13 protein-coding genes are annotated in these 11,824 nt (G+C 65.8%); 10 read left to right on the top strand and 3 right to left on the bottom strand.

The window, feature by feature from the left end:
* Positions 1 to 76: 76 nt before the first annotated feature.
* The 3 genes from IV088_RS18695 (at position 77) to IV088_RS18685 (ending at position 2,823) form a co-directional block, all read left to right on the top strand.
* Entirely contained in the window at positions 77 to 1,207 is a 1,131-nt protein-coding gene (locus IV088_RS18695; protein WP_291105315.1) for a 3-deoxy-7-phosphoheptulonate synthase, read from the top strand.
* A gap of 148 nt (positions 1,208 to 1,355) precedes the next feature.
* The gene (locus tag IV088_RS18690; RefSeq protein ID WP_291105313.1) at positions 1,356 to 2,417 is read left to right on the top strand and encodes a hypothetical protein; all 1,062 of its coding nucleotides are present in this window, start codon (positions 1,356 to 1,358) and stop codon (positions 2,415 to 2,417) included.
* An 85-nt stretch (positions 2,418 to 2,502) separates the two neighbouring features.
* A complete protein-coding gene (locus IV088_RS18685) occupies positions 2,503 to 2,823 on the top strand; it encodes a hypothetical protein (protein ID WP_236962379.1) in 321 nt (106 codons plus the stop codon).
* A 10-nt stretch (positions 2,824 to 2,833) separates the two neighbouring features.
* On the opposite strand, the gene mpl is transcribed toward IV088_RS18685, so the two are convergent.
* Positions 2,834 to 4,300, bottom strand: a complete 1,467-nt coding sequence (gene mpl / locus IV088_RS18680; RefSeq protein ID WP_291105312.1) for a UDP-N-acetylmuramate:L-alanyl-gamma-D-glutamyl-meso-diaminopimelate ligase — start codon at positions 4,298 to 4,300, stop codon at positions 2,834 to 2,836.
* A 92-nt stretch (positions 4,301 to 4,392) separates the two neighbouring features.
* Here mpl and IV088_RS18675 point away from each other — a divergent pair, with 92 nt between their 5' ends.
* From IV088_RS18675 to IV088_RS18645, 7 genes are all read left to right on the top strand, one after another.
* Entirely contained in the window at positions 4,393 to 5,013 is a 621-nt protein-coding gene (locus IV088_RS18675) for a hypothetical protein (protein ID WP_291105311.1), read from the top strand.
* On the top strand, positions 5,010 to 5,531 hold the full coding sequence (locus IV088_RS18670; protein WP_291105310.1) for a TlpA disulfide reductase family protein: 522 nt from the start codon (positions 5,010 to 5,012) through the stop codon (positions 5,529 to 5,531). The genes IV088_RS18675 and IV088_RS18670 overlap by 4 nt, the downstream gene beginning before the upstream one ends.
* Positions 5,532 to 5,787: 256 nt before the next feature.
* Positions 5,788 to 6,252 carry an acetyl-CoA carboxylase biotin carboxyl carrier protein gene (accB, locus tag IV088_RS18665; RefSeq protein ID WP_291105309.1) on the top strand — a complete coding sequence of 155 codons (465 nt, stop codon included), beginning with the start codon at positions 5,788 to 5,790 and terminating at the stop codon, positions 6,250 to 6,252.
* 14 nt (positions 6,253 to 6,266) lie between these two features.
* On the top strand, positions 6,267 to 7,616 hold the full coding sequence (gene accC, locus IV088_RS18660; RefSeq protein ID WP_291105307.1) for an acetyl-CoA carboxylase biotin carboxylase subunit: 1,350 nt from the start codon (positions 6,267 to 6,269) through the stop codon (positions 7,614 to 7,616).
* 43 nt (positions 7,617 to 7,659) lie between these two features.
* The gene (gene prmA, locus IV088_RS18655; RefSeq protein WP_291105306.1) at positions 7,660 to 8,535 is read left to right on the top strand and encodes a 50S ribosomal protein L11 methyltransferase; all 876 of its coding nucleotides are present in this window, start codon (positions 7,660 to 7,662) and stop codon (positions 8,533 to 8,535) included.
* Positions 8,536 to 8,584: 49 nt separating this feature from the next.
* A complete protein-coding gene (locus IV088_RS18650) occupies positions 8,585 to 9,760 on the top strand; it encodes a DUF3426 domain-containing protein (RefSeq protein ID WP_291105305.1) in 1,176 nt (391 codons plus the stop codon).
* Between the two features lie 15 nt (positions 9,761 to 9,775).
* Positions 9,776 to 10,669, top strand: coding sequence for a carbohydrate kinase family protein (locus IV088_RS18645; RefSeq protein ID WP_291105304.1), 894 nt, complete (start codon positions 9,776 to 9,778; stop codon positions 10,667 to 10,669).
* A gap of 70 nt (positions 10,670 to 10,739) precedes the next feature.
* Here IV088_RS18645 and IV088_RS18640 read toward each other — a convergent pair whose 3' ends face one another.
* Together IV088_RS18640 and IV088_RS18635 are read right to left on the bottom strand one after the other, a co-directional pair.
* Positions 10,740 to 11,234 carry a histone gene (locus IV088_RS18640; protein ID WP_291105303.1) on the bottom strand — a complete coding sequence of 165 codons (495 nt, stop codon included), beginning with the start codon at positions 11,232 to 11,234 and terminating at the stop codon, positions 10,740 to 10,742.
* 205 nt (positions 11,235 to 11,439) lie between these two features.
* Positions 11,440 to 11,824, bottom strand: a 385-nt coding sequence (locus tag IV088_RS18635; RefSeq protein WP_291105302.1) for a ribonucleotide-diphosphate reductase subunit beta, incomplete at its 5' end; no start/stop codon positions are given.

Raw genomic sequence — 11,824 nt, 5'->3', positions numbered from 1 at the left:
CCCAAAACCGCCGGGCCCGACGCCCGGCGGTTTTTTTTTTGCCACCTTCTTTTTTGCCAACCCGAGGAGTTCCGTGATGACCGCCAAAGCCACCCCCGTCAGCGCCGATGCCTGGCATGCACGTTCTGTCGATAAAACCAGCCAGACCGACGACGAACGCATCAAGGACATCACCGTGCTCCCGCCTCCCGAACACCTGATCCGCTTCTTTCCCATCGGCGGCACGCCGGTGGAAGGCCTCATCAGCCAGACCCGCCAAGCCATCCACAACATCTTGCGCGGCAAGGACGACCGCCTGCTGGTGGTCATCGGTCCGTGCTCGATCCACGACCCGGCCGCTGCGCTGGACTACGCGCGCCGCCTCAAGCCGCTGCGTGACCAGTACGCCGACACGCTCGAGATCGTGATGCGTGTCTACTTCGAAAAGCCGCGCACCACGGTGGGCTGGAAGGGCCTGATCAACGACCCCTACCTGGACGAGAGCTACCGCATCGACGAAGGCCTGCGCATCGCGCGCCAGTTGCTGATCGACATCAACCGCATCGGCTTGCCGGCCGGCAGCGAGTTCCTGGACGTGATCTCGCCGCAATACATTGGCGACCTGATCGCCTGGGGCGCCATCGGTGCGCGCACGACCGAGAGCCAGGTGCACCGCGAGCTGGCCTCGGGGCTGTCGGCGCCGATCGGTTTCAAGAACGGCACCGATGGCAACATCCGCATCGCGACCGACGCCATCCAGGCGGCCGCGCGCGGGCACCATTTCCTGTCGGTGCACAAGAACGGCCAGGTCGCCATCGTGCAGACCAATGGCAACAAGGACTGCCACGTCATTCTGCGCGGCGGCAAGGCGCCGAACTACGACGCCACCCATGTGGCGGCCGCGGTCAAGGATCTGGAGGTCGCCAAGCTCACGCCGCGCCTGATGGTGGACTGCAGCCACGCCAACAGCAGCAAGCAGCACGAGAAGCAGCTCGATGTGGCGCGCGACATCGCGGGCCAGATCGAAGGCGGCTCGAAGAGCGTGTTCGGCGTGATGATTGAAAGCCACATCGAGGCCGGCGCGCAAAAATTCACGCCCGGCAAGGACGATGTGAACAAGCTGGCCTACGGTCAGAGCATCACCGATGCCTGTCTGGGCTGGGGCGATTCGGTGCAGGCGCTGGAGGTGCTGTCGCAGGCGGTGCAGCGTTCGCGAGCGGGGCGCTGACCGGGCCGGGGGGAGGGCTGGGCGGACGTCGGGGCGACGTGTGCCCCGCGCTTGATATTCCGGCCCGGATGCCGATGTTCTAATGGATGGGCGCCAGGCTGCGTGGGTTGCAGTCCAGTGCGCTGACGCGTTGCCATTGGGAGTCAGTGTGGAGCAGCCAGTTCTGGGTTTGGGTCTGTTGGGTTTTTCCGAGTCGGTGGGCGTGCGCCTCCAGGCCTGGGCGGCCCAGGCGCCCGCCGGGTGGCCCGAGTGGCGCACCTGCGACCCACACCTGGCCGACGCCTGGATGATCGCCGGTGACGCGGTGGAGGTGCTGGGGCGCGACGAGGTGGTGATCCGCCATCCGCACGGCAGCGACGAACGCCTGACGCTCAACCGCGCCGAGGTGGACCGTCCGCTGGCTTTTGCGGCACCGCTGCCTGAAGGTTTTGCGTCGGCTGAGTTTTTCGAGGCCGACAGCGAAACCAGTGTGCGCCAGCGGCTGCAGCGCTTCGAGGGCTGGTTGCGACCGCTGCGCAGCCAGTTCGCCTTAGGGGCGCAACTGTTGGAGCGGCTGGGCGACTACCGTTCGGGGGGCGTGGTGCACGTGACCCTTTCCGGCAAGCTGCTCGCCGTGATCGACATCCAGCGCTGGCAGGCCGCGTTGCTGATTCCCGCCCGTCCGGTCGACCTGTCGATGGCCGAGTGGGTGCATGGGCCCTCCTTGTCCAAAGACGTCCCGCCCTCGTTCATCCGTTTGCCGTTGCACCGTGTGATGTGGACCTACGCGGTGCGCACCCGGCGCGACGTGCTGCCGGGGCGATACCGCGAGCAGCGCCTGTACCTGCGGCGGGTGCCGCGCCTGCCCGCGCATTGGTTTGACGAGATTCACCTCTCCCTGATGCGCGAACTCATTGCCCGTCCGGCCACTGTCTCCCAGTTGCTGGAGCGCACCGGCTGGCCCGAACACGAACTGGCACGCCACATTGGCGCGCTCTACCATGCGGGGGGGCTGACCACCGACCCCGACAGTGCGCGTCGGGCCGAAACAGAAACCCGCCGTGCCATGGTGGCCCTGCAGTTTGACCAGGCCGACCGCGAATCCGAACTGCAAACCCACCACGGACAATCGGAAATGATGGGTCCCTCCAGCATCTTGCGCGAGGCGGTGCATTCGCCCTTGCGCGTGTCCACCGGCAAAACCGGGCTGGACAGTGTTCGCGGGCCCTGAAGCCGTCCCTCCGCCGCGGTGTTTCCGCACCTTCGATCTTGTTGTCCGTGATACCGATATCACGCCGTGTCCAAGGAGTTTCCAAATGCGCAGTCAAGTCACCGTGACCTGGGGTGAGTCATCCACCCACCGTTTTGATCTCGACGAGGTCCAGCCCATGCCGCACGACCAGGCCCGGGCCTGGCTGGATGAACAGTTCACCGCGCTGGACTGCGAGCCCATCCGCCTGACCGGCAAGGTGCTGACCGCCGACAAGATTCTGGCGGTCGCGCAGGCGGTGGGCCAGGATCACTTCCGCGAGCCCGCCCATCGCGAATGGGCCATGGGTTTTGCCCGTGCCGCCAGCGCGGCGCTGGCCAAGCCGGTGGTGGTGGTGGATCTGGCGACGATGTCGCTGGGTTACTGACCCCAGCGCGTCAGCGCAACGCCGTCAGCAGGCGGGCGTGCACCCCGCCGAAGCCGCCGTTGCTCATGCAGACGATGTGATCGCCGCCGCGCGCGGCCGACACCACCTGGCCCACCAGCTCGTCGATGGTTTGGGCGACATTTGATTTTTCTCCCATGGGCAGCAGCGCGTCCGCAGCGTCCCAGTCGAGCCCGCCGGCGTGACAGAACGCCAAGTCGGCCGCTTCCAGGCTCCAGGGCAGCTGCGATTTCATCGTGCCCAGCTTCATGGTGTTGCTGCGCGGTTCGAACACCGCCAGGATGCGCCCGCCCGAAGCCCCGAGCCGGCGCCGCAGGCCGTCGAGCGTGGTGCGGATCGCCGTGGGGTGGTGGGCGAAATCGTCGTACACCGTGATCGGCAACCCGTCGCGCACCGCGGTGCCACGCACCTCCATGCGGCGCCGCACGTTCACGAACCCGCCCAGCGCCGCAGCGGCATCGGCGGGCGCCACGCCCACGTGTTGGGCCGCCGCGATCGCCGCCAAGGCGTTGAGCTGGTTGTGCACGCCGGTGAGCGCCCACTCCACCCGGGCGACCCGCTGGCCGCGCTCCAGCACGTCGAATGCGTGGGGCTCGCCCAGGGCGGTGAAGTCGCTGACCGCCGCGCCAAAGCTGCGCACCTCGCTCCAGACGCCTTGGTGCAGCACCCGGTCCAGGCTCTCTTCCAGGCCGTTGACGACGACCCGCCCCGTGGGTGGCACGGTGCGCAGCAGGTGGTGAAACTGCCGTTCGATGGCCGCCAGGTTGTCGAAGATGTCGGCGTGGTCGAACTCCAGGTTGTTCAACACCGCTGTGCGAGGGCGGTAGTGCACGAACTTGCTGCGCTTGTCGAAGAATGCGGTGTCGTATTCGTCGGCTTCAATCACGAACACAGGCGCCGTCGCCTGTTTCGCCGCCGGGCCGCCCCAAGGCGAAACAGCCCCCTCGGGGGGCAGCGAACCCCGCGAAGCGGGGCGCGTGGGGGCGCCAAGTCTTGCCGACACGCCAAAATTCATCGGCACGCCGCCCACGAGAAAGCCCGGTTGCAGGCCGGCCGATTCCAGCACCCAGGCCAGCATGGCGGTGGTGGTGGTTTTGCCGTGGGTGCCGGCCACCGCCAGCACGTGCCGTCCGTGCAGCACGTGTTCGGCCAGCCACTGCGGGCCGCTGGTGTAGGGCGCGCCCGCCTCCAGGATGGCTTCCATGAGGGGGAACTTCGGCGTGCCATCGGACAGGCGGGCGCGGCTGACCACGTTGCCCACCACGTACATGTCGGGTTGAAGGTCCATCTGGTCGGCGGCAAAACCCTCGATCAGGTCGATGCCGAGCGCCCGCAGCTGGTCGCTCATGGGCGGATAGACCCCGGCGTCGCAGCCGGTCACGCGGTGGCCCGCTTCGCGGGCGAGCGCGGCCAGGCCGCCCATGAAAGTGCCGCAAATGCCCAGGATGTGTATATGCATGCGGCGATTTTAGGCGGGGCCTGGCCCTGGCCCCTGAGGGGGCAGGGGCACGCCAGAGCGCCCTGGGGCCGCCCGCGAGGCACAATCGCGGCATGGACGTGTTTCGAGCAGATCAGACCGACGAGATCGCCGCCGTGGCGGCGCGCTTCGTGGTGGAAGAGGGACTGGAGTACGCCGCGGCCAAGCGGCGTGCGGGCAAACAAATGGGCTTGTCCACGCGTGCGCCCTGGCCCGACAACGCCGCGATGGACGCCGCTGTGCGTGAATACATTCACCTGTTCTGCGCCGACACCCAGCCCGCGGAGTTGCAGGCCCTGCGCGAGCTGGCCTTGGTCTGGATGGAGCGGCTTGCCGTGTTTCGCCCCCATGTGGGCGGGGCGGTTTGGCACGGCACCGCCACGCGGCACAGCGACATCTACATTCAGCTGTATTGCGACGATGCCAAGTCCGCCGAATGGACCTTGCTGGACCATGGGGTGGAGTACCACCCTGGCTCGGTCAACGGCTGGAAGGGAGAGCCCGTGGATGCCCTGACCGTGCGATGCCGGTGCGAGGCCCTGGGGCAGTGGGCGCTGGTGCACCTGCTGGTGCAGGACCGCGACGATGTGCGGGGGGCGCTCAAGCCGGACGCCCAGGGCCGGCGTCCGCGCGGCGACGCGAACGGCTTGAGGGCGCTCTTGTCGGCGACGGCTGGGCAGGGGCACGCCGCATGATGCAACGGCGCCTCTGGATGAGCGGGGTGGCGGCCGGTGCCATGGCCGCCGGTGCGGGCGTCGCCTGGTGGCGCCTGCGGCCGGGCGAACCCCTGTCGGGCGCGGAGGCGGCTTTCTGGGCCACGGAGTTGCCGGGCTTGCAGGGCGACACCGTCGCATTGAAACGGTTTCTGGGCCGGCCCCTGCTCGTGAATTTCTGGGCCACCTGGTGCCCGCCGTGTGTCGAAGAGCTGCCCATGGTCAATGCCTTCTACCGCGCCAACGCCCCGGCCGGCTGGCAGGTGCTGGGTCTGGCGGTGGATCAGGCGACGCCCGTGCGCAGCTTTCTTCAGCGTTTGCCCCTGGATTTCCCCGTCGCCTTGGCCGGGCTGGCGGGCACCGAGTTGGGTCGCAGTCTGGGCAATGCCAGTGGGGGGCTGCCGTTCACCGTGGTGTTCGGTGCCGATGGTGCCGTGATGCACCGCAAGCTGGGCAAGCTGAGCGGGTCGGACCTCTCGCTGTGGGCGGGGCTGGTCTGAGAGGCAACGGTCGGCGAGGCCGTTGACATGCTCGTTTGGGGTGGTGAACCGCGTTGAAAAGCGGTTAAAGTTCTTTCAACTTGTGTCCGTGTGTTGCTCCAATGGCCCGCCGAACGTGGGTGGCCGAGGGTGATGAACGGCGCGCCACCCGGCGCAACCCTCGTGTACACTGCGCACCCCGGCGGATTGTTCAGCCTTGATTTCAATGAAATTGAGTGAAGTTGAATCAATTTGACCGCATTTCGTTGGAGAAATCATGGATTTGAGAAAACTGAAGACGCTGATCGATCTGGTGTCCGAATCGAACGTGTCCGAGCTGGAAATCACCGAAGCGGAAGGCAAAGTGCGCATCGTGAAGAGCGCGCCCGTGGGCATGGCCGCCCCGGTCACCTACGCCATGGCCCCAGTGGCCGCGCCCGCTGCCCCGTTGGTGGCTGCCGCGCCGGCTGATGCGGCTCCTGTGGCCGCTGCACCGGCCGGACCGGTGGGTCACACCGTCAAGTCGCCCATGGTCGGCACGTTCTACCGCGCGTCCAGCCCCGGTGCGAAACCCTTCGTGGAAATTGGTGACAGCATCAAGGAAGGCGAAACGATCTGCATCGTCGAGGCGATGAAGATCCTCAACGAGATCGAGGCCGACAAGAGCGGCACCGTCACCCAGATCCTGGTGGAGAACGGCCAGGCGGTGGAGTATGGCCAGCCGCTGTACGTGATCGAATAAGCGACCGAACGCCCATGTTCAAGAAAATCCTGATCGCCAACCGCGGCGAGATTGCCCTCCGGGTGCAACGCGCCTGCCGCGAAATGGGCATCAAGGCCGTCATGGTCTACTCCGAAGCCGACCGCGACGCCAAATACGTGAAGCTCGCGGACGAGGCCGTCTGCATTGGCCCGGCGCAGTCGGCGCAGAGCTACCTCAGCATGCCCGCCATCATCTCGGCCGCCGAAGTCACGGACGCCGAGGCGATTCACCCTGGCTACGGGTTCCTGTCCGAAAACGCCGACTTCGCCGAACGCGTGGAGCAAAGCGGCTTCACCTTCATCGGCCCCACGCCCGAGTCGATCCGCCTGATGGGCGACAAGGTTTCGGCCAAGCAGGCCATGATCCGTGCTGGCGTGCCCTGCGTGCCCGGCTCGGAAGGCGCTTTGCCGGTCGACCCGGTGGTGATCAAGCGCACCGCCAAGACGATCGGCTACCCGGTCATCATCAAGGCGGCGGGTGGTGGCGGTGGTCGCGGCATGCGTGTGGTGCACACCGAAGCGGCCCTGCTGCACGCGGTGCAGACCACCAAGGCCGAAGCCGGGGCTGCCTTTGGCAATCCCGAGGTGTACATGGAGAAGTTTCTCCAGAACCCGCGCCACATTGAGATCCAGATCATGGCCGACACGCACCGCAACGCGGTGTACCTCGGCGAGCGCGACTGCTCCATGCAGCGGCGCCACCAAAAGGTGATCGAAGAAGCGCCGGCGCCGGGCATTCCGCGCCGCCTGATCGAGAAGATCGGCGAGCGCTGCGCGGCGGCGTGCAAGAAGATCGGCTACCGCGGGGCGGGCACTTTCGAGTTCCTGTTCGAGAACGGCGAGTTCTATTTCATCGAGATGAACACCCGCGTGCAGGTGGAGCACCCGGTGACGGAGTGGATCACTGGTGTGGACATCGTGCGCACACAGATCGCGGTGGCCGCCGGCGAAAAGCTGCCGTTCACGCAGCGCCAGGTGCAGTTGCGCGGCCACGCCATCGAGTGCCGCATCAACGCGGAAGACGCCTACAAGTTCACGCCTTCGCCCGGCCGCATCACGACCTGGCACATGCCCGGTGGCCCGGGGGTGCGTGTGGACTCGCATGCCTACACCAACTACTTCGTGCCGCCCAACTACGACTCCATGATCGGAAAGCTGATCGTGCACGGCGACACGCGCGAGCAGGCCTTGGCCCGCATGCGCACGGCGCTGGCCGAGGCGGTGGTGGAGGGCATCAAGACCAACATCCCGCTGCACCGCGAGCTGATGGTGGACGCCAGCTTCGTGGCCGGTGGCACCAACATCCATTACCTGGAAGAGTGGCTCTCCCAACGTGAACGCTGATCTTGCCTCCCAGACCCAGCCGTCCGCTGGGTCTCTTTTTGAATTGGTCCTGCTGGTTCCCGAGGCCGGCGTCGAGCCGGTCAGTGATGCGCTGGTCGAGCTCGATGCCCTGAGCGTCTCGGTGGAAGACGCCGATGCGCTGACGCCGTCCGAGCAGGCCCTGTTTGGTGAGCCGGGCATGCCCGCGCCGAAGGCGGGCTGGAACCGCTCGCGTGTGGTGGCGCTGTTCCCCTCCGAAGCCGGTGCACGCGAAGCCGCGGCGCTGCTGGTGTTTCAGGATTTTTTTGAAGGCTGCGAGGTGCTGGGTGTGCAGGCCGTGGCCGAGCAGGACTGGGTGCGCCTGACCCAGTCCCAGTTCGATCCGGTGGAGATCACCCCCACGTTCTGGATCGTGCCCACCTGGCACGAACCGCCGGCCGCCGCGCGCGAGGTGATCCGGCTGGATCCGGGGCTGGCGTTTGGCACCGGGACCCATCCGACCACACGCATGTGCCTGCGCTGGACCGCCCAACACGGCGTCCAGGGCCAGCGTGTGCTGGACTACGGTTGTGGCTCGGGGATCCTGGCGATCGGCGCGGCCAAGTTCGGTGCGGCGGACATCGTGGCGGTCGACATCGACCCGGCCGCTGTGGAATCGACGCGACTCAACGCCAGCGCCAACCATGTGAGCCTGCAATCCGGCTTGCCCGATCAGGCCAAGGGGCAGTTCGACATCGTGCTGGCCAACATCCTGGCCACACCGCTCAAAGTGCTCGCACCGTTGCTGTGTGACCATGTGCGCGCCGGTGGTCGTTTGGTGATGGCGGGCATCCTGTCGCGCCAGGCCGACGAGCTGAAAGAGGCCTACGCGCCGTGGGTGTCCCTCTCGGTCAGCGACGAAGAGGACGGCTGGATCCTGATGACGGCCGAGAAGCCCTGAGCGGGTGGGCGGGCGCGGACCGCGCTGGGCCGCCTGCAATAATCGGCGCATGAGTTACACCACCCGCTGCCCGGCCTGCGGAACGATGTTCAAGGTCGTTCCCGACCAGCTCAAGATTTCCGACGGCTGGGTGCGTTGTGGTCATTGCGCCGATGTGTTCGACGCCACCTTGTACCTGGAGGGAGAGGCCACTCCGGTAACGGCATCGGCATCGGTGCCTGCTCCTCCGGTGTCCACGGTGCCCACACCTTCAGTGGTGCCTGACCCCGCTCCGATGGTGCAGCCGCACGCCTTGAACGAGGAGGGTGAGGGCGACTGGTTGCTGGAACCCAATCCCTGGCGCTCGGAGCCCGACCCGGCCGAGGCCTGGACGACGGCCGAGTTCAAGGCGCTGGAGGGGTTCCTTGACGGCCGCGTTGCGTCCGACACGAAGGCCATGCTCCCTGTGTCCGAGCCGGTGGACGCCCCGGATGATCCGTTGGCGCCAGTCTCTCCCGAGGGGCTGAAACTGTCGCCCGAGTTCGAGCATGAGCTCAAGCAGTTCGCCAGTGGTGCGTCCAAGGGCCAGGTGGTGTCCAACGAGCCCGACACCAGACCGTTGGCGGTGCCCGTTGCTGCCGTGAGTGAGACCGCTCCAGCGGCCATCCCGGTGCCCGCCACGTCGCCCCGGGTGGTGTCGGCGGAACCCTCGACCCCGGTGGCGCCCGAGCCCGGTTTTGTCCGTCAGGCGCGCCGCAAGGCCTTCTGGCGTTCGCCGTTGATGCGCACCCTGCTGGCGTCGGTGGCAGTGCTGCTGGCGGTGCTGCTGGCGATGCAATGGGCGGTCCAGGACCGCGACCGGCTCGCCGCCCAATACCCGGCTGCGGTGCCTTTGTTGACCAGCCTGTGCCGCCCGTTTGACTGCCAGGTGGGACCTGTGCGCCGCATCGAGTCGGTGGTCATCGACAGTTCCAATCTCGTGCGGCGCCTGGGCAATTTCTATTCTTTCGATCTGGTGCTCAAGAACAGCGCGCCAATGGCGGTGGCTGTGCCGGCATTGGAGTTGAGCCTGACCGACACGCGGGATGCGGTCATTTCGCGTCGGGTATTCTTGCCCGACGAATTGCCCGGTGCACCTGTGCTGCTGCCACCCCAGGGCTCTTTGTCCATGAGCCTGCGCTTGTCCATTGCCGACAGCGGTGTTTCGTCCATGACGGGCTACCGCGCGCTCGTCTTTTACCCCTGAACCTCATCCTCCTCCATGTCCATCCTCATTTGCGGCTCCCTGGCCTTCGACACCATCATGACGTTTGAGGGGCGCTTCGCCGAGCAGATCCTGCCGAGCCAGCTGCACATCCTCAACGTGTCGTTCCTGGTGCCCGGTTTGCGCCGCGAATACGGGGGGTGTGCGGGCAACATCGCCTACGGCCTGCGCCAACTCGGATCACCCGCCGTGCCGCTGGCCATGGTGGGCAACGATGCGCAGGACTATCTGAAGCGACTGCAAGGTCTCGGCGTGGACACGCGCTTCATCGGCACGACGTCGGACAACTACACCGCACAGGCCATGATCATGACCGACCGCGACAACAACCAGATCACCGCGTTTCACCCGGGCGCCATGTCCGATGCCCATGCGAATGTGGTCCCGACCGATGCCGGCGTCCGCCTTGCCATCGTGTCCCCCGATGGGCGCGACGCCATGCTCTCGCACGCTGAGCAACTGCACGCCGCGGGCATTCCGTTCGTGTTCGATCCGGGCCAGGGCCTGCCCATGTTCAACGGTGAAGAGTTGACGCATTTCATCGAGCTCGCGAGCTGGGTCACGGTCAACGACTACGAAGGTCAGATGCTGTGTGATCGCACCGGTTTGAGCTTTGAAGCCATTGCGGCACAGGTCAATGGCCTGATGGTGACCCTGGGTGCGCAAGGGTGCGAGGTCTGGGAGCAGGGCCGCAAGACCTTGGTGCCCGGCGTGACCGCGACCGAGGTCATCGATCCCACCGGGTGCGGAGACGCCTTCCGTGCCGCGTTGTTGCACGGCCTGGCTCAGGGCTGGGCGTTGGTGCGGTGCGCCGATCTGGGCAACCGCATCGGTGCCACCAAAATTGCCAGCCGCGGCGGGCAGAACTACCGCTTCAACAGCGTGGACTGACCCACGGGATCCTGGGCAAAAAAAAGCCCGACGCTTTCACGTCGGGCCAGGCGTCATCGCAAGGACGACTTCAGGGCTTGCTGGACGTTGGAAACGGCCAGGCAGCCTGAGGGTTCAGCTTGGTTTGAGCTGCGGGTGCCGCTGGGGCTGCCGGCTTCTTGGCCGGCTCAGCTTTTTTTGCTGGGGCTGCCTTTTTCACGGCGGCCTTTTTGGCAGGAGCGGCTTTCTTCGCAGGAGCAACCTTCTTAGCAGGTGCAGCCTTCTTGGCCGGAGCAGCCTTCTTAGCAGGTGCAGCCTTCTTGGCCGGTGCAGCCTTCTTCGCAGGTGCAGCCTTCTTGGCCGGTGCAGCCTTCTTCGCAGGTGCAGCCTTCTTGGCCGGAGCGGCCTTCTTCGCAGGTGCAGCCTTCTTCGCAGGCGCTGCCTTCTTGGCCGGAGCGGCCTTCTTCGCAGGTGCAGCCTTCTTCGCAGGTGCAGCGGCTTTCTTCACAGGTGCTGCCTTCTTAGGGGCGGCGGCCTTCTTTGCCGGAGCGGCCTTTTTGGCCGGGGCTTTTTTCGCAGTTGCCATTGTTTTCTCCTTGATCAAGTTGCAAAGAGCACTTCACACGAAGAGATTTCGTGGAAGTGATTCAAGGCCCTGAGGTCGTGTGGATGCATCCACTGTGGACCGCAAGACATTGAATCCTGTGACAAAACCCCGCACCGTGCGCCACAGCGCCGAAAGCAGGGTTTTGATGAATGGGGGTACATGAATGAACAAACGTCCGAAGACTTCAGTCCCAGGACAAGGCGCCGCCCGACTGGTACTCGATGACGCGGGTCTCGAAGAAATTGCGTTCCTTTTTGAGGTCGATCATCTCGCTCATCCAGGGGAACGGATTCTCCTCGTTCGGGAACATCGGTTCGAGACCGATCTGTGTGGCGCGCCGATTGGCGATGTAACGCAAGTAGCCCTTGAACATCGAGGCGTTCATACCGAGCACGCCACGTGGCATGGTGTCTTCTGCGTATCGGTATTCGAGTTCGACGGCCTTGACGAACAACGCCTTGATCTCGGCCTTGAACTCGGGCGTCCACAGCATCGGGTTCTCCATCTTGATCGCGTTGATCAGGTCGATGCCGAAGTTGCAGTGCATGGACTCGTCGCGCAGGATGTAC

Source organism: Hydrogenophaga sp. (assembly GCF_018780075.1).
In the GTDB taxonomy this organism is placed as follows: Bacteria; Pseudomonadota; Gammaproteobacteria; order Burkholderiales; family Burkholderiaceae_C; genus Hydrogenophaga.
The sequence above is the reverse complement of the archived record's forward strand: the minus strand, read 5'-3'. Positions and strand labels throughout refer to the sequence as shown.